16 protein-coding genes are annotated in these 19,720 nt (G+C 54.0%); 14 read left to right on the top strand and 2 right to left on the bottom strand.

Going from position 1 to position 19,720, the window contains the following annotated elements; translation table 11 throughout:
• The first annotated feature begins 1,278 nt into the window (after positions 1 to 1,278).
• The 6 genes from A8C75_RS12065 to A8C75_RS23075 all read left to right on the top strand — a co-directional run bounded on the left by A8C75_RS12065 (position 1,279) and on the right by A8C75_RS23075 (position 5,039).
• A complete protein-coding gene (locus A8C75_RS12065; protein WP_157890281.1) occupies positions 1,279 to 1,773 on the top strand; it encodes a hypothetical protein in 495 nt (164 codons plus the stop codon).
• A gap of 81 nt (positions 1,774 to 1,854) precedes the next feature.
• Entirely contained in the window at positions 1,855 to 2,388 is a 534-nt protein-coding gene (locus A8C75_RS23630) for a hypothetical protein (protein ID WP_067382542.1), read from the top strand.
• Positions 2,389 to 2,460: 72 nt separating this feature from the next.
• On the top strand, positions 2,461 to 3,090 hold the full coding sequence (locus A8C75_RS12055; RefSeq protein ID WP_084784032.1) for a VRR-NUC domain-containing protein: 630 nt from the start codon (positions 2,461 to 2,463) through the stop codon (positions 3,088 to 3,090).
• A 17-nt stretch (positions 3,091 to 3,107) separates the two neighbouring features.
• A complete protein-coding gene (locus A8C75_RS23625; protein WP_157890280.1) occupies positions 3,108 to 3,563 on the top strand; it encodes a hypothetical protein in 456 nt (151 codons plus the stop codon).
• A 70-nt stretch (positions 3,564 to 3,633) separates the two neighbouring features.
• The gene (locus A8C75_RS23080; RefSeq protein ID WP_084784031.1) at positions 3,634 to 3,987 is read left to right on the top strand and encodes a nuclear transport factor 2 family protein; all 354 of its coding nucleotides are present in this window, start codon (positions 3,634 to 3,636) and stop codon (positions 3,985 to 3,987) included.
• Positions 3,988 to 4,085: 98 nt separating this feature from the next.
• Positions 4,086 to 5,039 (top strand): DUF2971 domain-containing protein, encoded by a 954-nt coding sequence (locus A8C75_RS23075; protein WP_084784030.1) that lies wholly within the window; start codon positions 4,086 to 4,088, stop codon positions 5,037 to 5,039.
• Between the two features lie 606 nt (positions 5,040 to 5,645).
• Here the strand turns inward: A8C75_RS23075 and A8C75_RS23065 are convergent.
• Positions 5,646 to 7,198, bottom strand: a protein-coding gene (locus tag A8C75_RS23065; RefSeq protein WP_120785161.1) for an IS3 family transposase whose coding sequence is annotated in 2 segments (ribosomal slippage) — positions 5,646 to 6,736 and positions 6,736 to 7,198 — 1,554 coding nt in all. Because the reading frame shifts where the segments join, the coding sequence is not laid out codon by codon here.
• A 74-nt stretch (positions 7,199 to 7,272) separates the two neighbouring features.
• Between A8C75_RS23065 and A8C75_RS12040 the strand changes: the two genes are divergently transcribed.
• The 5 genes from A8C75_RS12040 (at position 7,273) to A8C75_RS23785 (ending at position 8,929) form a co-directional block, all read left to right on the top strand.
• Positions 7,273 to 7,539: a VOC family protein gene (locus A8C75_RS12040; protein ID WP_227819902.1), complete on the top strand. Its 267-nt coding sequence runs from the start codon at positions 7,273 to 7,275 to the stop codon at positions 7,537 to 7,539.
• A 112-nt stretch (positions 7,540 to 7,651) separates the two neighbouring features.
• Positions 7,652 to 8,077, top strand: coding sequence for a hypothetical protein (locus A8C75_RS12035; protein WP_067382532.1), 426 nt, complete (start codon positions 7,652 to 7,654; stop codon positions 8,075 to 8,077).
• Between the two features lie 188 nt (positions 8,078 to 8,265).
• The gene (locus A8C75_RS23060) at positions 8,266 to 8,397 is read left to right on the top strand and encodes a type II toxin-antitoxin system Phd/YefM family antitoxin (protein ID WP_472387578.1); all 132 of its coding nucleotides are present in this window, start codon (positions 8,266 to 8,268) and stop codon (positions 8,395 to 8,397) included.
• Complete coding sequence (locus A8C75_RS12030) at positions 8,394 to 8,657, top strand: Txe/YoeB family addiction module toxin (RefSeq protein WP_067382529.1); 264 nt, start codon at positions 8,394 to 8,396, stop codon at positions 8,655 to 8,657. Before A8C75_RS23060 ends, A8C75_RS12030 begins: the two co-directional genes overlap by 4 nt.
• A gap of 101 nt (positions 8,658 to 8,758) precedes the next feature.
• Positions 8,759 to 8,929: a hypothetical protein gene (locus A8C75_RS23785; RefSeq protein WP_169822847.1), complete on the top strand. Its 171-nt coding sequence runs from the start codon at positions 8,759 to 8,761 to the stop codon at positions 8,927 to 8,929.
• A gap of 280 nt (positions 8,930 to 9,209) precedes the next feature.
• Here the strand turns inward: A8C75_RS23785 and metH are convergent, their stop codons facing one another.
• The gene (gene metH / locus A8C75_RS12025; RefSeq protein ID WP_120785249.1) at positions 9,210 to 12,920 is read right to left on the bottom strand and encodes a methionine synthase; all 3,711 of its coding nucleotides are present in this window, start codon (positions 12,918 to 12,920) and stop codon (positions 9,210 to 9,212) included.
• Positions 12,921 to 13,232: 312 nt separating this feature from the next.
• Between metH and panP the strand changes: the two genes are divergently transcribed.
• The 3 genes from panP to A8C75_RS12010 all read left to right on the top strand — a co-directional run bounded on the left by panP (position 13,233) and on the right by A8C75_RS12010 (position 19,711).
• Positions 13,233 to 14,882 (top strand): pyridoxal-dependent aspartate 1-decarboxylase PanP, encoded by a 1,650-nt coding sequence (gene panP / locus A8C75_RS12020; RefSeq protein ID WP_067382523.1) that lies wholly within the window; start codon positions 13,233 to 13,235, stop codon positions 14,880 to 14,882.
• Positions 14,883 to 15,191: 309 nt separating this feature from the next.
• Positions 15,192 to 17,087, top strand: coding sequence for a propionyl-CoA synthetase (locus A8C75_RS12015; RefSeq protein WP_067382520.1), 1,896 nt, complete (start codon positions 15,192 to 15,194; stop codon positions 17,085 to 17,087).
• A gap of 263 nt (positions 17,088 to 17,350) precedes the next feature.
• Positions 17,351 to 19,711 (top strand): Ig-like domain-containing protein, encoded by a 2,361-nt coding sequence (locus A8C75_RS12010; RefSeq protein ID WP_084784029.1) that lies wholly within the window; start codon positions 17,351 to 17,353, stop codon positions 19,709 to 19,711.
• Positions 19,712 to 19,720: the final 9 nt, after the last annotated feature.

Below are 19,720 nucleotides of genomic sequence, written 5' to 3'. Positions count from 1 at the left end.
CCCCTGCGGGCCTAATCGCACAATGACGCCAGTGCTCGCCGGCTTCATAAGGGGGGGATCGAAACCGTTCTGTTATCCCGGTGGTGCTGAATTACACCGTGCGGCGGTACGCTGCCATGATGAATCATGAATCATGAATCACGAATCACGAATCACGAATCACGGTTACTGTGCAGTTCACCCACATCGGTAACAGTTCTGCTCAATGACATGGGTAACATTTTACTGGAGATTTTTCCGATCTCAGCCTCGGAAATGCCGTGGTTACGGATGCTTCGAGGCGGTTTGATGGTTTGAATTTCGCCTGTTGGCGACATACTTTCTTTGCACGCGCAAAGAAAGTAACCAAAGAAAGGCGCCCCCAATGAAGCCTTCTTGCTGCGCTCTGACGCCATTGCGCGGGCGCAGCTAACGGCACATCCTGTGCCTAATCTGCGGCTCGACAGTCCCTGTCTTCGCCCCTGCGGGCCTGATCGCACAATAACGCCAGTGCTCGCCGGCTTCATAAGGGGGAATTGGAGCCGTTCTGATGTTTCGGTAGTGTGGATGGAATGGGACCTTGGACGTCGATCCGATAGTGCTGGACGGGCAGGGCTGTAGGCACAACGGTGAATCACCAATCACCAATCACCAATCACCAATCACCAATCACCAATCACCAATCACCAATCACCCACCAATCACCAACTGGTGCTGTTGCTTTTTTAACCTTTCAACTTTCTCCTTGAGCCTTGCTCCTGCTTTCGGCATCATGTTCAGGCACTCGAGGAAGCGGGTGCCTGATTTTGATCAAAAATAAAGCAAATCGTCAGCTGAGCAACGGAAGCCAGGCTGGGTGAATCCTTCCCCAATCTCAATCCCTCCGTTCTCCCTGGCTCTGCCTGTATTGCAGGCCTGTATTTCGTTATCGTTAGGGCGGTAGCGTGGTTTTTAGACACCTGCGCCGTTTTGGTGAGCGGGCGAGCAGTGCTCATTTCCAATGGGTTTCAAGCAGGATAAATGGCCCTGCAGGCCAGTATCCTGGCGTGTGGCTGAAAATTTACTGATACTTATTTGAAATCATGAAGTTACAAGGCATAGTCAAAAGTAGATATGAGGCTTGGTGATCGTTTTCTCGGATTCAGTGCGATTAAGCAGATGACCTGAACGGCTCATGCTACCTGGCTTTGCGCCCGTTTTTAACGAAAATTCATCAGGAAATACTGGCCTCAGGCAAGTCGGCCTCCGAGGCTACGATACAAATGTTAAGCTAATCAGGAAGCAAAACAAAACATGGTCATGGATTCAGAAATTGCAATCTCCATAATAGCCGGCGCATCTGCTATAGGAGGCGCATTTATATCATCCATATTTTCGTATTTTAAAGAGCTATCGAATAAGTCACATCACAGAAAAGTTCTACTTAGGGAAAAGTTTGAAGAAATGTCATATATGATAATTTCTGCTCAAGAATGGATTGGTAATGTCATAAATGCCAAAGATATATCTGAATTGAATACTATGCCACCAGTCGACTCGCGCAGAGCCGTAGTGTTGGCGCATATTTATTTTCCTAAAATGCGGGAGCCAACACAGAATCTTCTGAACGCTGCGGTTGAATTTCAGCACATGCTTATTGATAATCACGAATTTGTACACGGGAAAAGTGTTGGAGTACAGGCCGCTCATAAAAACGCCGCAGCGTACAAATCAGCAGCAGAAAGCTATTTTAATGCTATTGCTATGATTGATAAGGCGACAATTAAATATGCTAGTAGATACTCAAAAGCTTAACAAACGTAAGCACTTGACCCTAAAAAGCTACGCTTTTTCGGTCAAGTGTTACAAGCGTTATGCATCAAAGGGAGTGTAAACATGGCTAAGCACGAGGAGGAGCTTAAACTTGTCACCCAAAGAAGGGGAAAGTGGTCTCAGTCAGGAGTTCCTCATAAGGGATGGTCGTGTGAATATATAGAAGACCTTGGAAGTCCTAGCGAAGTATGCCATATGTGCGAGTCTCAGAATATTCGGTACGTTCACTATATGTCTCACCATGAATATCCTGAAGTTCTTGCGGTTGGGTGTGTTTGTGCGGGTCATATGGAAGATGACTTGAATGCGGCTAAAGAAAGGGATGTTCAAATGCATAGTCGCGCACGGAAACGTAAACAATGGCTGAGTCGTGTTTGGAAGGTATCCCAAAAGGGGTATGACTATATAAAGTCTGATGGCTATATTGTTACTGTATATCCAAAAGAAAAGTCTTGGGGTGCGACAATAGCGGCTGAGAAATTTGATTTCGTAAAGCATAGTTATCTATTCTATAAAACTCAGGAAAAGGCGAAATTGGCCGCATTTGACGTTATAACAAAACTACTGGCTCGGAAAAAAAACGAATACAAGCCTTAAAAATTATTTGAGGCTCTCATTGGGACGGCTTTTAACGCGACTTTATATACCAAGTAGGGAGAGGTAGGCTTAATGAAACGAATGTCTTTAGAGAAACAATGTGAAGAACTCTCCCTTCCGCTAGAAGAGATTCAGTTAGACTACAAAGGAAAGCCTGAGCCTGCTTTACTCAAGCATTTCGAGAACCTAGGTTACGTTGGCTCATTTATTGAGGGTTATACTTTTCTTACGGTTTTAAAAGCATTGATGCTAGATAAACTGGTCGAGCTAAATGCTTTTCATGATAGAAATGATGCTTGTACAAGATATCTTGAAGCTCAGCTTACCATTCATCAGGATAAACTGAGTGAGATTATTAATTCAATTCGCAGTACTTCTAAGAAAAAATACCTGAGTAACCTAAGAGATATATTCGAGCAATCGTTTATAAAAAGGGAATATCCTTGTCTTTCTTTTGAATGCTGCGAAGCTTTATTTGATGCTATCGAAACAGAAACTTTTATAGCAGTAGCAAAGAAATTTGCTGAAGATCCATACTCATATAGAAGTGGTTGGCCTGATTTGATAATCGTAAAAGGCAGAGAAGTTAGATTCATCGAAGTAAAAACGACAGATAAGTTTCACAAAAGCCAACTGCTAACGATTCCCACTTTCAAAGAAATTCTACCATATGATTTTAGCGTCTGCAGGGTGCGTAAATAACTGAATATAAAAAGTAAATGCAGTTGGCCGCTAAGGCGTCGGCTGATTTAAATGTTATACTTCGCTACTGGGCTTTCACGCTGGTCAGAAATGGAAATATTATTGCGATGATTAAAAAGTTACTAAAACCTATTATGGTTGTAGTTATATTTATTATATCTGTCTGGTGTTCTCTATGGTTAAAGTCATACGCAGATCTATCAGAGATTTCCTTTATGGGTTTAATTACTATTTCGTCCATATATAGCATTCTGCTGCCAAATCTAAACAAGCTAAAATCATTCTCTCTCGCTAGAGGTGAGGTAATACTACAAGAAGTTAAAGATAGTGAGGCAGCAGTGAAGGAACTTGCTCTTGCAACACTAAATTTGGTTGAAGCAAGTAATGATGGTTCTATAGTCGCAGAGGATTTCGACCAAGGTCGTTACAATCAATCTGTCGAAAGAATCAAATCTTTAACAAGCAAAGCATAACAAGGCTATGAAATTGACCTCAATAAGCTACGCTTCTTTCGGCAATTTATAACGGCGTTAGAGATCAACTATGGATATGAATCAAGCAAGGGAGTTTGCGGAAGAGTGGGTTGAATCATGGAACGCCCATGATTTAGATAAAATTCTTTCCCACTACGAAGGCGACTTTGAAATGTCTTCTCCAATGATCAGAAAGCATGAAAATGTCCATTCTGGGAAATTAAAGGGGAAAGCGGATATGTCATCGTATTGGGCAAGGGCCTTGGAACGAAGTCCAAATCTACACTTCACCCTTATAAACGTTTTACTTGGGGCAAATAGTGTGACCGTTATTTATGAAGGTGTTCGTGGCCTATCAGCTGAGGTATTCCATTTTTCTGAATCTGGTAAGGTTGAAGCAGCATATGCGCACTATAATCTCTAACAGAACGTTCAAAATCGTTCGCTGCGCTCACTGGGACCTCGCTTCGCTCGGCCCTTTAACGCAGCGTTATATTTTTACACCCTAGGTAGAGGCATCATTTGAAGCAGCTCTTTAAATACATGAGTAAGCCGCGAAACTTTTTCGAAGAGGGGTTTATTCGTCTTTCACAACCTAGCGCACTAAATGACCCTTTTGAGGCTGCTTTTTGCCGAAAAAGTTTGGATGAATTGGCTAGCCATTTTGATGATTCAACTTCTTGGGATCCAGAATTAGGGGAGTTGAAATTTTCGCAGTACGTCGATTTTAGAATGCACCATATAGGCGTTATAAGCTTTACCGAAAACAAAGAAAACCTTCTTATGTGGGCGCACTACGCAAATGAGCATAAGGGTATTGTCGCAGGTGTTGCACATTTCCCACAACACGGTTCAATTTTTGAAAAGTTATTTAGAGCTGACTCTTTGATAAACTCCGCTTGGGGTGAAGAATGGTCACAGTTTGATGGTGTACCGAAACCTGTTTCTTATAGAAAAGGGTTACGATATCGGAATGATAAATTTGACTATGACTATTCAAATATATCGGTTGAAGGCGCTGACAGGGTTCTTTACGAGGTATTTTTACAAAAGAGTGATGAGTGGATTTATGAACAAGAACATCGCGTTGTTCTTAGGTTAGAACAATCTGATAGGGTAATAATTCCCGATCTTAATGCCATCAGCAATGAACATATCAAGAATAGAATAGAGATTGCGTCATACTCAGTGGTAAATTCTGAGAATGGTTCATGTACTGTAAATCTTTATGAAATTACTGATGATGCCGAGAGAACATCTGTTGCAATGGCGCTGGCTAAGCTTAGCCAAAATCCCCAGGTTATATATCAGATGAAATTATCATCGAGTGCAATAAACAATTGTTTAATCGGCTTAAAATCAGAAACAACTAAAGCTGATGTTCAAGGTAGTCATGCGCTTTCTACTGGATATTTAGATATCTGGGAAGCCACAAAAAATATGGATTATTACAGCATTGAATTCAAACAAATATAACAAGGCTAGGCAACCTCGTTCGCTGCGCTCTCTGGACAGTCTTGTCGTCGCGCCTTTTGTGCAGGCCAGGGTCTTGCCTTTTGCCCCAGAATTTCGGATAGAAGCTCTATGTTTTCGTATGGAGCCTATAGTCTTTAATCGATACTGGGTAAGGCGCCAAAGGTGGCCAGGTCGCTACGATTAGAGTTCTCACCTGCGGCCTCGCCAGGGCGCAGGCACGATTCGATCTACGAGACCGGTGATGACAGGCGACTGTTCTTTGGTATGCTAGGCGCCGCCGGTGAGGGTCCAACGGTGTATGCCATGCCTACAGCCATAATTGGTTAATCATTGCCCTCTTTTCGCTGGCGCAGATGGGATTATAGAAGGGAAAAAGCAAGATCAGAGCCTGATAGCCTCTCTGAAAGCCTCTCATAACTAGCAAGGAACATAATGTAATGCTGAATCACGTCATGATTGGTTCAAATGATATCGAAAAATCGAAGCGGTTTTACAATGCCGTCCTCAGCGTGCTTGGTGCTGAAGCGCCGGTGGAGCACAAGAATGCCACTGGGCAGACTCGCCTGTTCGGTGTTTGTCAACGTAGTTGTCGCGCAGACCATTCTGTTATGCAGCCTTATTCTGAGTCGTTTCCTGCTTCTCCGGGTTGAGCATCACCATCCCAACCGGCTGCCAGTTACGCGTGTTGCCTGACCAGCGTTCCGGTCGTTCAGAACGGGCTTGCTGGTACAGCGCATCTCGCCGAGCCAACACTTCATGATCCTGTCCACGATGCCGTTCGGCCGGCGTGACGAAGCGGATGCGACTATGACGATGTTCGTGGTTGTACCAGCGTATGAAGTCTCTCACCCAGGCCCGTGCCTCATCTAGGCTGGTGAAGCCATTATGTGGCCACTGCGGGCAGTATTTCAGCGTTCTGAACAACGACTCCGAGAAGGCGTTGTCATTGCTGACCCGCGGTCGCCCACGCGACGGTGTGATCCCCAGGTCGTACATTTTGCTTAGCAGTGTGACGGACTTCATCGGCGCGCCGTTATCCGAGTGCAGTACCAGCGGCTGATGCAGGCACTGCTCGCTGAGCACGCTGCGTTGCAGCAGAGCTGCGGCCTTATCGCCGCATTCCTGTTCATGCACCTCCCAACCCACGCCCTTGCGACTGTAAAGGTCCTCGATCAGATACAGATAGTAATACTGGCCCCGCACCGGCGAGGGTAAATACGTGATGTCCCAAGACCAAAGCTGGTTCGGCCCGTTCGCAGCGTGCGTCGTGGGTGCCGGATGCCTTTTCGGGCGCTGAACGCGGCCCCGGCGATGCTGCTGATCGGCGGCATGCAGCACCCGATAAAAGCTGCTTTCAGATGCGAGATAACGGCCCTGATCGGCCAGCCGGGGCACGATCTGGCTCGGTGGAAGATGCGCGTATTCCGTGCTGTTGCAGAGCTGCAAGATCGTCTCGCGTTCAGCATCAGTCAGGGCATTCGCCGGCGTGGGCCGCGGCGTGGTCGTGCGACCATCGGCTTTCGGCGCGCCTTCCTGTGTCCAGCGTTGCAGCGAGCGCAGACTAATCGCCAGTTCCTTGCAGGCGACTTGTTTTCGGGCGCCGGCGGCCATGGCTTCAGCAATCCAAGCGACATAGTCCTGCCGGACCGACAGCGCCGTTAGCTGTCCTCGCTGTCGTCCCCCCAGTAGGCATTGAGCTTTTTTCGCAGCACCAGGATCGCGGCCGCCTCGGCCAGTGCCTTGTCCTTGCGTCTGAGTTCACGCTCCAGTTCGCGGATACGTTTCTTGTCGGCCTTGGCCTGTTCGCGATCGAGCTGACGTTGGGCCTTGGCCGTCTGCTGACCCGACAGACAGGCGTCACGCCACGCTTTGACCTGTTGGGGATACAACCCTTTACTGCGGCAGTATTCGCTCAGCTCGATTTCAGACAGCGCGGCGGTCTCAATCACCACCGCCAGCTTGGATTCAGCTGACCAGTTATCCGTTAACTTTTGATCTCCGGGCACCGCAGCACCTCCCGCTTTGGCCTGTTTTCGCCAAGCATACAGGGTTACATCGGAGATGCCTTCCTGGCGGGCGAGCTCGGCCACAGACATATTGTGGGGCGGCAAAAGCTTCTTCAGCAGCGCTTCTTTACGCTCGGGTGAATAACGTCGCATCGCATGACTCTTTCCGTCCCCGGTGCTTTGATTTAGGTGAAACTGATCAGGCGACAACTACCCTGACACCGGGGGTGTTCTACATCCATGATGGCTCCACCTTCAGCGTAAGCGAGCCGATTAATGGCGAACCGGTGACCACTGCAAATGGTTCAACCATAGGCTTTGTCTGCAATTCGCCTGAACAGCTCAAGGAGTTTCACGACGTCGCTGTGGCTAATGGCGGTATCACTGCGGAAGACCCGCCCGGTCCGCGTGAAAGCACGATGGGCGTGATACATCTGTGCTATTTCCTGGACCCTGATGGCCACAAGATCTGTGGCATCCACCGTCCAGACTAAGGGGGCGAATAGGGTCCCGAACGGGTTCAGGTTTTGTCTTTTCCCCTCGGGCTCTATGCTTTTTCATAAAACCTATACTCTTTAATCAATACCCGGTAAGGAGTTCAGGCATATGAAAGAAATACTCAGGCAGAACTCAAAGATTATTGGTGCATTGCTTGGGTTAGCCCAGGGAGTACCGCAAGGGCTTGATATTGAGAGCCAAAGTGTTTTATCTAGCCCCTTTCAAAACCAAGCGCTATTTGTCATTGCATTTGGCTTGTTTTCACCTCCGCTTATGGTTGCACTTAATTCAATGTCTAAAGGCGGCTTCGGTGCAGGGTTGATGAAAAAGGTTAACGATTATATAAATCTTTACGCGATGATAATTGTTGGCTGCTTGTCATTTGGCATTACTGGTTTAATCATGCTGGATAATGTAGGCATTAGCGATGGAAGGACCGTGGTTTGTTTGTTTTTTGTCGCCGGTGGCATCGGATTCTTTGCTGCATATTTTACTGACAAGCATCTCGGGAAGAAGGCTGAGAAAGATATTTAATAAACTTATCAATTTAGTTCGCTGTTGCACCTGTTTTGCCCAGCATGGATGTAGTGCGTTAGGTGACGCTTGATGCAGCTTGCAGGCTAAAAGTCCCGGTCGAGTAGGGTTTAACCAGTCACCTGTATCGGCTCAATGGCCGTTGAGGCCGAGTCCCACCAGCCAATTGTCATCGGAACAAGGCGGTTCTGATCTCGGAGGAAGACTGGGCTGCGGTTCAGGAAACGCTTTACCTGCTTTCGGTTCCAGGTATGCGTGAGTCTATTCGCGAGGGCATGGATACCCCTGTCGATGAGTGCGATGAGGAGTTGGACTGGTGACATGGAAGCTGGTTTTCACCAGGCAAGCCCAGAAGGATGCAAAGAAGCTGGCCTCCAGTGGCCTGAAACCAAAAGCCCAGGAGTTGCTGGCCCTGATCGCAGAAGATGCGTACTGCAAGCCGCCCCCGTTTGAAAAGCTTGCTGGTGATCTTGCCGGGGCCTGTTCGCGCCGAATCAATATTCAACGCCGTTTGGTGTGCCAGGTGCTCGAAGGCGAGCGGGTGGTTAAAGTTCTCCGCCTCTGGAGTCACTACGAATAATGCAGTCTTCGGTCAGCCGGTATTGAATAGTATCCATGGCCTAGCATTAATAATGTATTATCCACTGTTTAGTCAAAAAAATAGCTTGGCGGTAAAATCCTATGTCAAAGAAAGTAGTAAAGTTTGAATTCGAGAAAGATACCAAAAACAGTGTGCGCTTTAAGGAAGTTCCTGATGAAGGAGCGGCTCCGATCCTGGGTTCTGTGTATGTTCAGAAGTGGTTTGCTGGTAATAGCAAAACTATTGAAATAACCATTGAAAAAAAGGACTAGTTGCCAATAATTTTCTGGGCGTAGGGTGTTTTCAATTCGCAAAATACCCAAGCTCGTTCGCTGTCCGGGCACTCCTGTCGGTGAATGCGATGAAGAGCTGAACTGGTGGCGTGAAAGCTAGCTTTGAGTGCTCCTATCTCGCCCATACAAAAAAAGCCTCGGCATTGCTGCCGGGGCTTTTTTGTCTTTCAGCTTAAAGCTCAGAGCTTAAAGCTGACGGCTTAAAGCTATAATTCTTTCACCTTTCACCTTTCACCTTTCACCTTTTTACAGCCTTCAATCAATTCTCATCCGGTTCATACCCCAGGTTCGGTGACAGCCAGCGTTCGGCGACGGTCTGCTCCATGCCGGTTCTGTGGGCGTAGTCCGATACCTGGTCTTCACCGATCTTGGCTACGCCGAAGTACTGCGCCTGGGGGTGGCTGAAGTACCAGCCGCTGACCGCCGCCGTGGGCAGCATGGCGTAGGACTCGGTGATGATGATACCGGTGTTCTTTTCTACGTCCAGCAGCTCCCACATCAGGCCTTTCTCGGTGTGGTCAGGGCAAGCGGGGTAGCCCGGTGCCGGGCGTATGCCCTGGTATTTCTCGCGGATCAGGGCTTCGTTATCCAGCGCTTCGTCCGGCGCATAGCCCCAGAATTCCTGGCGCACGCGCTTGTGCAGGCGCTCGGCGAAGGCTTCGGCCAGACGGTCGGCCAGGGCCTTGACCATGATGCTGTTGTAGTCATCGTGATCGGCTTCATAGTGCGCCACCAGCTCATCGACACCAAAGCCGGTGCTCACGGCGAAGGCACCGTAGTAGTCCTTCTTGCCGCTGGATTTGGGCGCGACAAAGTCGGTCAGACACATATGCGCCTTGCCGGCGACCTTTTCGGTCTGCTGGCGCAGGTGGTGCAGTGTTGTCAGCACTTGGGTGCGGCTGTCATCGGTGTAGAGTTCGATATCGTCGTCACCGACGCTGTTGGCCGGGAAGAGGCCAAACACGGCCCGCGCCTGCAGGCGTTTCTCGTCCACCAGGCGCTTGAGCATGGCCTGGGCATCGCCGAACAGACGTGTGGCTTCTTCGCCCACCACGTCATCATTCAGAATGCGGGGGAAGCGGCCGGCCAGCTCCCAGGCCTGGAAGAAGGGCGTCCAGTCGATGTAATCCACCAGTTCCGTCAGGTCGTAGTCCTCGAACACCTGGATACCCAGCTGTTTGGGGACCGGCGGCGTGTAGGCGTCCCAGTCGATGGCAAACTTGTTGGCTCTTGCTGCGGGCAGGGAGACGCGGCGCTTGTCGTTCTGGCGGGCGGCGTGGCGCTCGCGAATGGCCTCGTACTCTTCCTGCACTTCCTTCACGTAGTCGGCCTTGCGGCTGTCAGACAGCAGGGCAGAGGCCACGCCCACGGCGCGGGAGGCGTTGGTGACATGTACCACCTGATCGCGCTTGTAGCCTTTCTCGATTTTCACCGCTGTATGGGCCTTGGAGGTGGTGGCGCCGCCGATCAGCAACGGAATGGAAAAGCCCTGGCGTTCCATTTCCTTGGCCACGTGTACCATCTCGTCGAGCGAAGGGGTGATCAGGCCGGACAGACCGATAAGGTCGGCGTTCTCGTCCCGCGCGGTTTGCAGGATTTTCTCGGAAGACACCATGACGCCAAGATCGATAATCTCGAAGTTGTTGCACTGCAGCACCACACCGACAATGTTCTTGCCGATGTCGTGCACGTCGCCCTTCACGGTCGCCATCACCACCTTGCCGGCGGAGCTGCTGACGTTATCCGCCTTGCTGGCCTCGATAAAGGGCATCAGATAGGCCACGGCCTTTTTCATCACGCGGGCGGATTTCACCACCTGGGGCAGGAACATCTTGCCGGCACCGAACAGATCGCCGACGATGCCCATGCCATCCATCAGCGGACCTTCGATGACTTCGATGGGCCTTTCATGATTCAGACGGGCTTCTTCAACGTCCTCATCAATAAATTCGGTGATGCCTTTTACCAGCGAATGGCTGAGGCGGCGATTCACATCCCAGGAGCGCCATTCGGCAGCTTCAGGCGCTTCGGCGGCGGCACCGTCACCGCGGTATTTCTCGGCGATGTCCAGCATGCGCTCAGTGCCGTCCTCGCGGCGATTGAGGACGACATCCTCCACGCGCTCGCGCAGCTCTTCTGGCAGGTCATCATAGATCGCCAGCTGACCGGCGTTGACGATACCCATGTCCATGCCTTGCTGGATGGCGTGGTACAGGAAGACGCAGTGAATGGCTTCGCGCACCGGGTTGTTGCCACGGAAGGAGAAAGACACGTTCGACACGCCGCCGGAAATCTTGGCGTGGGGCAGGTTCTGCTTGATCCAGCCGGTGGCCTCGATAAAGTCCACGGCGTAGTTGTTGTGTTCGTCGATGCCGGTGGCGATGGCGAAAATGTTGGGGTCGAAAATGATGTCTTCGGGGTCGAAGCCGACCTTGTCGACCAGAATGCGGTAGGAGCGCTCGCAGATTTCCGTCTTGCGCGCGAAGGTGTCGGCCTGGCCGTCTTCATCGAAGGCCATCACGATAACAGCGGCGCCGTAGCGGCGGACCAGACGGGCCTGGGCGATAAAGTTTTCTTCGCCTTCTTTCATCGAGATGGAGTTGACCACGCCCTTGCCCTGCAGGCACTTGAGGCCGGCTTCCAGCACTTCCCACTTGGAGGAGTCGATCATGATCGGCACGCGGGAAATATCCGGCTCCGAGGCGATCAGCTTGAGGAAGCGCTCCATGGCGGCCACCGCATCCAGCATGCCCTCATCCATGTTGATATCGATGATCTGGGCGCCGTTCTCCACCTGCTGGCGGGCCACGTCCAGGGCGGTTTCATAATCGCCTTCCTTGATCAGGCGCTTGAATACCGCGGAACCCGTGACGTTGGTACGTTCACCGACGTTGACGAACAGAGATTCGGCGCCGATGTTCATGGGCTCCAGACCTGCCAGGCGACATTCTGGCTTGATGTCCGGAATCACGCGGGGGTCTTCGTGTTCGACTGCCTCGCGGATGGCGCGAATGTGCTCAGGCGTGGTGCCGCAGCAGCCGCCCACCAGGTTAAGGAAGCCTGACTGAGCCCACTCGCCGATTTCCTCGGCCATTTCTTCAGGGGTTTCGTCGTATTCACCAAAGGCGTTGGGCAGGCCGGCGTTGGGGTGTACCGAGACGAAGGTGTCGGCGATACGGGAGAGTTCCTCCACGTACTGACGCAGTTCCTTGGGCCCCAGGGCGCAGTTCAGGCCCACGGAAATAGGCCGTGCATGACGCACGGAGTTCCAGAAGGCTTCGGTGGTCTGGCCCGACAGGGTGCGGCCCGAGGCATCGGTAATGGTGCCGGAGATCATCACCGGCAGGCGCACGCCGTTGTCATCGAAATATTTTTCCACCGCGAAGATTGCAGCTTTCGCATTCAGGGTATCGAAAATGGTTTCGATCAGAATGATATCGGCACCGCCCTGTACCAGGGCATCGGTAGACTCGATATAGGCATCCACCAGCTCATCGAAGCTGACATTGCGAAAGCCCGGATCATTGACATCCGGTGAGATGGAGCAGGTGCGGTTGGTCGGGCCCAGCACGCCTGCGACATAGCGCGGGCGGTGCGGTGTCTTCAACTGAATTTCGTCGCACAGCTTGCGGGCAAGGGCTGCACCGGCGCGGTTGATCTCGTAGCTGAGCGACTCCATGTCGTAGTCGGCCATGGCGATGGTGGTGGCGTTGAAGGTGTTGGTTTCCAGAATATCGGCGCCGGCCTCCAGGTAGCCGCGGTAGATATCGGCGATAAGGTCTGGCTGCGTCAGGGTCAGCAGGTCGTTGTTGCCCTTGACGTCCGTATGCCAGTCGGCAAAGCGGCTGCCGCGATAATCCTGCTCTTCAAGCTTGTACTGCTGGATCATGGTGCCCATGCCGCCATCAATGATCATGATGCGTTTTTTGAGCGTGTCCTGCAGTGTCTTGAAAGTGTTCACGTCTGTCACCTGTTCGGCCCCGATACTCTGTCGATCCATTACGAAGATCGCTATTGTAAATCAAAAGCTTGCCACTTTTCCTGAGGGCTGCTCATGCGCAGTTGAAAAAAACTGATATGAGGTCGCACGGGTGCAATTAAGAGTCGCTTGTGGCATGGCTTTGTTTCGGATTTCTTTCCTGGCGGCGAGTCGAGTATTATGTGCACCGCACAAAAGGCCGGGTACTTGCTCATCCGGCCCTTGGGCGCAGTTCGGAAACAGTGTGCAGGCGGTACGCGAGGACCGCAGCCGATCAGGTTTGGCAAAGGTAGCGAATAATCCATGAATAAGAATTCGAAGGCAGCCGCGGTCAGCATGGAAAACCTGTTGCGGATTTTCACGGTTCCCGAAGCCCCTGGCTCAACCCTGAGCCGGCTGGAGAACGATATTTCCGCCAACCTTGCCGGTTTTCTGCAGGATCATATCGTTGCAGAAGAGACGGACCTGGTCAAAATCGAGCGGGATTTCAGCGACAGCCTGATCCCCGAACAGCCGGTGTATGTTTCCGAGCAGGCACAGTTCCTGCTCGACAAGGTGGTGGCGCAGTCGGTGCATACCTCATCGCCCAGCTTTGTCGGCCACATGACCTCGGCCTTGCCGTATTTCATGATCCCGCTGTCCAAGATCATGATCGCGCTGAACCAGAACCTGGTTAAAACCGAAACCTCCAAGGCCTTTACGCCGCTGGAGCGTCAGGTGCTGGGCATGCTGCACCGTCTGGTGTACGAACAGCCGGATGAATTCTACGACCGCTGGCTGCATGACAGCCACCATCACCTGGGCGCCATTTGTTCCGGGGGCACCGTCGCCAACATCACCGCGCTCTGGGCGGCGCGCAACCGTGCCTTTGGGCCCGATGGCGACTTCCCCGGCATCACCCGCAGTGGTGTCTTCGCCGCCATGCGCCACTACGGCTGTGAAGGCATGGCGGTGCTGGTGTCCGAGCGCGGCCACTATTCGCTGTCCAAGGCGGCCGATGTGCTGGGGATAGGCCGTGATCAGATTGTGGCCGTGGAAACGGACGGCCAGAACCGGATTCGCCCGGATGCGCTGCGGGCCAAGCTCAAGCAGCTGCAGCAGCAGAATATCCGCCCCTTTGCGCTGGTCGGTGTGGCCGGTACCACCGAGACCGGCAATATAGATCCGCTGGACCAACTCGCCGATATCGCCGAAGAACATGGCATTCACTTCCATGTGGACGGTGCCTGGGGTGCACCCACGCTGTTTTCCGAGCGTTATCGCGGGCGTCTCAAGGGCATTGAGCGGGCAGACTCCGTGACCATCGATGCCCACAAGCAGCTGTATGTGCCCATGGGCGTTGGTCTGGTGTTGTTCCGCGATCCTTCGGCGCTGAGCAGTATCGAGCATCATGCCCAGTACATTATTCGCAAGGGCTCCAAGGACCTTGGCAGCGCGACCCTTGAGGGCTCGCGCCCGGGCATGGCGATGCTGGTGCATTCGGCGCTGAAGATTATCGGCCGCCGCGGCTATGCGATGCTGATCGACAATGGCATCGAGCTGGCACAGCGCTTTGCCGATCGCATCGAGTCGCTGGATGATTTCGAGCTGGTCTCGGCGCCTGAGCTGAACATCCTGACCTATCGCTGGGTGCCGGCCCAGGTGCAGGCGGCACTGCGGGATGCCGATGTCGCGCGCAGCATCGAGATCAATGAGGTGCTCAGCCGCATTACCCGCATCATTCAAAAGACCCAGCGTGAACTGGGCAAGGCCTTCGTCTCCCGGACCCGGCTGACGCCGGACCGCTACGCCCACCATGCCATCACTGTGTTTCGGGTGGTGCTGGCCAATCCGCTGACCACCGATGAAGTGCTGTGCTATGTGATCGACGAGCAGCGCGAGATTGTCAGCACCCTGGCTGACAGCGAAGATTTTGTCGAGCTTGCGCGCCTGACCTCTGCTTCCACTGACTGACACCCCCCTCTTTTTCATAAGCTAGTGTTCTGTTGCACCGCGTGTGGGCCCAGGCCTGCACGCTGTCGTGTTTTGGCGTCCTGTATTTTTCCCCGATAGAGATAAACTGTCGACACTTCGTCGCCTCTTTTTACTGTTTACTAGAGCGATTGCATGGGTCGAAGTACAGAAAATGCGCGGGTATAGCCTTTTGTCTAGGTTCTTAAAGCCGCGTTATTGATTAAGCTGTGAGCCAGGCTTGAGGATGATTGTCGACACTTCGGCATTTTCCTCTCACAGTGCAGGCTGATAACAATAAAGGGGTGCAGCATGACTTATCAGGCGGAGTACGCAAGATCCATCGAGGACCCGCAGGCGTTCTGGGGCGACAAGGCCGCAGCGCTCAAGTGGTTCAGGGTGCCGCAACAGATACTGTCCAGGGATGAAAACGGGGTGGAGCGCTGGTTTGCCGATGGCGAGCTGAATACCTGCTACCTGGCGCTGGACGTTCATATCGAGCAGGGACGGGGTGAGCAGGCGGCACTGATCTTCGACTCACCCGTCACCAGTACCCAGAAGCGCTACAGCTATACAGAGCTGCGTGATCAGGTGGCGCGTTTTGCCGGCGTACTCAGTGCCCAGGGGGTGGTCAAGGGTGATCGGGTGCTGATCTACATGCCGATGATCGCCGAAGCCGTGATCGCCATGCTGGCGGTGGCCCGCCTGGGCGCCGTGCATTCGGTGGTGTTTGGCGGCTTTGCTGCGCCTGAGCTCGCCGTGCGCATCGATGATGCCCGTCCGCGGGTGGTTGTGTCTGCATCCTGCGGCATCGAGATCGCCAAAGTCATTCCCTACAAACCGCTGCTGGATGATGCCCTGGCGCGGGCTGCCCATAAGCCCGACGCCTGCGTAGTGCTGCAGCGGCCCGAAGTCAAGGCCGAGCTGCTGCCGGGGCGGGACCTCGACTGGCAGGCCGCCATGGCGCAGGCGACGCCAGCGGACTGCGTGCCGGTCAAGGCCACGGATCCGCTCTATATCCTTTACACCTCCGGCACCACCGGCAGACCTAAGGGCGTGGTGCGGGACAATGGCGGTCATGCGGTGGCACTGAAGTACTCCATGCAGGCCATTTACAACATGAACCCCGGTGATGTCTTCTGGGCCGCCTCGGATGTCGGCTGGGTGGTGGGGCATTCCTATATTGTGTACGGCCCCTTGCTGGCCGGCTGCACCACCCTGGTGTACGAAGGCAAGCCGGTGCGTACCCCCGATGCCGGCGCCTTCTGGCGTGTCTGTGCCGAACATGGCGTCAAGGCGCTCTTTGCTGCGCCCACGGCGTTTCGGGCCATCAAGAAGGAAGATCCAGAGGGTCAGCTGTTGCAGCAGTATGATCTGTCGAAACTCCAAACCATCTTTATGGCCGGCGAGCGGCTGGACCCGCCGACCTATGAGTGGACGCGGGACATTAGCGGTAAACCGGTGGTGGATCACTGGTGGCAGACCGAATCGGGCTGGGCGATCTGCGCCAACCCTGTGGGTATCGAAATGCTGCCAGCCAAGCCCGGCTCCTCCACCGTGCCGGTACCGGGCTATAACGTGCAAATTCTGGGCCCTGGGGGAGATGAACTGCCGGCCGGCGAGCAGGGCATACTGGCGCTCAAGCTGCCGTTGCCGCCAGGCTGCCTGCCTACCATCTGGGGCGATTTCGAGCGCTTCAAGTCGGGTTATCTGTCGGATTTTCCGGGCTATTACTCGTCCGGGGATGGTGGCTACAAGGATGCAGACGGTTATGTGTTCATCATGGGTCGCACTGATGATGTGATAAACGTTGCGGGCCACCGTCTTTCCACCGGCGAGATGGAGGAGATCATCGCCGCCCATCCTGCGGTGGCAGAATGCGCCGTGATTGGCGTGCATGATGACCTCAAGGGGCAGCAGCCGGTGGGGCTGGTGCTGCTGAAAGACGGCGTAGAGCTGGATGAAGCCCGGCTTGAAGCGGAGCTGGTGGCCAGTGTGCGCCAGGTGATCGGCGCCGTTGCCTGCTTCAAGCGCGCGGTGGTGGTGCAGCGTCTGCCCAAAACCCGCTCCGGCAAAATTCTGCGCAAATTGCTGCGCCAGATCGCCGATGGTAATGAATACAGTATTCCATCCACCATCGATGATCCCGCCAGCCTGGCCGAGATCGAAGCCATTCTGAACCGCCGCGGACTGCTGGGCAAAAGCTGAGAAACGCTTTGATCAGCAAATGAGTCGCGCCGGTATCCAGTTTCAGTGGCGTGCTGGATGCTGTCGAATAGATAACACCGATGCGCAGTTGTAACACCGTTTTGAAACCGGGCCTGGCCCGGTTTTGTGTGTTTTTCTTACTGCAGGAGGCTTGGGGTTATACTTAGCAGCCGGATTGTTATTTGAGACACGGAGAATCCGGTTCGGTCTTTTGCAGAATGCACGGCTCCCAGGAAGGAGGTTGATGCGCAAGGAGTTACCATATGAAAATAAATAGAACAGCTCCCGTAACCGGAATACTGATTTCGGTTTTCGCCTGTGGGTCTCTGTTGGCCGCGCCCGGCAATCAGCCAGATGACACTGCAGGATTCCTGGCTCAGGGTGGCAACTTGCCGCCGGGCCGCCTTAAAACCCAGATCGATAAATTGCCGCCGGCGGCACAGCAGCGGGCGCTCGAGTGGCTCGAGCGCTTCGACATCCCGGCGCAGGACTTCGATTTTCTTCGGGTTGATCCACAGGGGGGCATCTTCTATGAAGATACCATCCTGCCCGACGCCGCCAGCGGCGATCCGGAGGCACCGGTCGGTGACCCACAAGCGGTGGCACCGCAAGATACCTTCCTGCTCCACAGCCGTCCCGGCGCCAGCAAGCAGGTGTTTCTCGATTTCGATGGCGCCCAGATCAGCGGCACCGCCTGGAACAGCGGTGGCAACAGCCTCTACGCCAAAGCCTTCGATACCGACGGCAACCCGAACAGCTTCAGTGACAGCGAGCGCAACAGCATCGCCGAAATCTGGCATCGGGTATCCGAGGACATGGCGCCCTTCGATATCGATGTCACCACCGAAGACCCCGGCAGTTTCGGCCCGACTACCGGCCATGTGCTGATCACCGATTCGACCGATGAAACCGGTGCTGCCATGCCGTCGCAGAATGCCGGCGGCGTTGCCTATGTCGGTGTCTGGGGCGAATCCTATTACAGCAGCTATCAACCAGCGCTGGTCTATGCCGATAACCTGGGCCCTGACTTTGCGCCTTACATTGCCGAGGCCGCCAGTCACGAGTTTGGGCATAACCTGGGGCTGAGCCATGACGGTACCTCGAGTGCCGGCTACTACACAGGGCATGGCCCGGGGTACGTGTCCTGGGCACCAATCATGGGGGTGGGGTACTACAGCAACGTCACCCAGTGGAGCCAGGGCGAATACGCCGATGCCAGCAACAGCCAGGATGATGTTGCGATTATCAGCGGCCAGCTCGAGTACCGGCCAGATGATCACGGCAACGGCATGACCGCGGCCACGCCACTGGCTGTCGACCCCAACGGCACCCTCTACGTGACCTTCCCGGAGATCGATCCGCATAATAGTGACCCGGCCAACAAGGGCGTGATTGAAACCCGCAACGATGTCGATGTCTTCTGGTTCGATAGCGCCGCGGGGCAGGTTACATTCAACGTGCTGCCGGCCTGGGAAGCGTTCTACCGCAGCAGCCTCAGGGGCGCGAACCTCGACATTCAGGCGAGCCTGTACGATGGCCAGGGCAACCTGGTGGCCAGCAGCGATCCGCTGAACGACACCATGGCGCAGCTCGATGAGTATCTGCCCGCCGGGCGTTACTACCTGCAGGTCGCGGGTGTCGGCAATGCCCTCAGCCCATACAGCGATTATGGCAGCCTGGGGATGTATTTCATTTCCGGTACCCTGCAGCCTGTCAGTGCCGATACGACGCCGCCAACGCCGAGCCCAGCGGGCTGGTGGGCATCCTTGCCGGCCGCGGTTAGCGCCAGTCGGATTGACATGGCCGCCAACGCGGCGACGGATGATTCGGGCGTGGTGCAGTACTGGTTCCAGTGTACGGCGGGCACCGGTAGCGGTTGCAGCAACAGCGGCTGGCAGGGCGGAACCCAGTACAGTGCTGCCGGTCTGACGCCGGGGGCGACCTACAGCTTCCAGGTCAAGGCACGGGATGGGGCCGGCAACGAGACTGGCTGGTCTGCAGGGGCCAGTGCCACCACCTTGGCCAACCAGGTGCCCGTTGCAGTCAACGATGGCACCCAGACCCCTGAAGATGTGGCGGTGTCCATTGCAGTGCTCGGCAACGATACCGATGGTGACGGCGATGCCCTCTCGATTGCCAGCTACGGGCAGGGCAGCAGCGGCGCGGTTTCCCAGGCGGGCAGCGCGCTGGTCTACACGCCGGCGGAAAATTTCAACGGCAGTGACAGCTTTTCCTATAGCGTCACCGACGGTAACGGCGGCTCCGCGAGCGCCAGGGTAACCGTCAGCGTCAATCCGGTGAACGATGCGCCTGTGGCACTCAGTGACAGCGCGGAAGTGGATCTCAACAGCAGTGTGGAAATCGATGTGCTGGCCAATGACGGTGATGTCGATGGCGATACGCTGAGCATCTCTGACTTCAGTCAGGGCAGCAAGGGCGCCGTTTCGTTGTCCGGTAACCGCCTGATCTATACGAGAGACAACAAGCGCGGTGGCGACAGCTTCACCTATACCCTTATCGACGGTAACGGCGGTTCCGCTACTACCAGCGTATCGATCAGCATAGGGTCTAGCGCTGGAGGAGATGGTGGCGGCGGCAAATGCCATCCCAAAAAGGGCTGCTGATCTCTATGT

Source organism: Marinobacterium aestuarii (assembly GCF_001651805.1).
Taxonomy (GTDB): Bacteria; Pseudomonadota; Gammaproteobacteria; order Pseudomonadales; family Balneatricaceae; genus Marinobacterium_A; species Marinobacterium_A aestuarii.
Note: the sequence above shows the minus strand (reverse complement) of the source record. Positions and strands in the feature narration are given on the sequence as shown.

Coding starts and splice junctions, on each gene's coding strand:
- A8C75_RS12065 (WP_157890281.1), top strand. CDS start 1,279: ATGGATTCAGAAATTGCAATCTCCATAATAGCCGGCGCATCTGCTATA.
- A8C75_RS23630 (WP_067382542.1), top strand. CDS start 1,855: ATGGCTAAGCACGAGGAGGAGCTTAAACTTGTCACCCAAAGAAGGGGA.
- A8C75_RS12055 (WP_084784032.1), top strand. CDS start 2,461: ATGAAACGAATGTCTTTAGAGAAACAATGTGAAGAACTCTCCCTTCCG.
- A8C75_RS23625 (WP_157890280.1), top strand. CDS start 3,108: ATGCAGTTGGCCGCTAAGGCGTCGGCTGATTTAAATGTTATACTTCGC.
- A8C75_RS23080 (WP_084784031.1), top strand. CDS start 3,634: ATGGATATGAATCAAGCAAGGGAGTTTGCGGAAGAGTGGGTTGAATCA.
- A8C75_RS12035 (WP_067382532.1), top strand. CDS start 7,652: ATGAAAGAAATACTCAGGCAGAACTCAAAGATTATTGGTGCATTGCTT.
- A8C75_RS23785 (WP_169822847.1), top strand. CDS start 8,759: ATGTCAAAGAAAGTAGTAAAGTTTGAATTCGAGAAAGATACCAAAAAC.
- panP (WP_067382523.1), top strand. CDS start 13,233: ATGAATAAGAATTCGAAGGCAGCCGCGGTCAGCATGGAAAACCTGTTG.
- A8C75_RS12015 (WP_067382520.1), top strand. CDS start 15,192: ATGACTTATCAGGCGGAGTACGCAAGATCCATCGAGGACCCGCAGGCG.
- A8C75_RS12010 (WP_084784029.1), top strand. CDS start 17,351: ATGAAAATAAATAGAACAGCTCCCGTAACCGGAATACTGATTTCGGTT.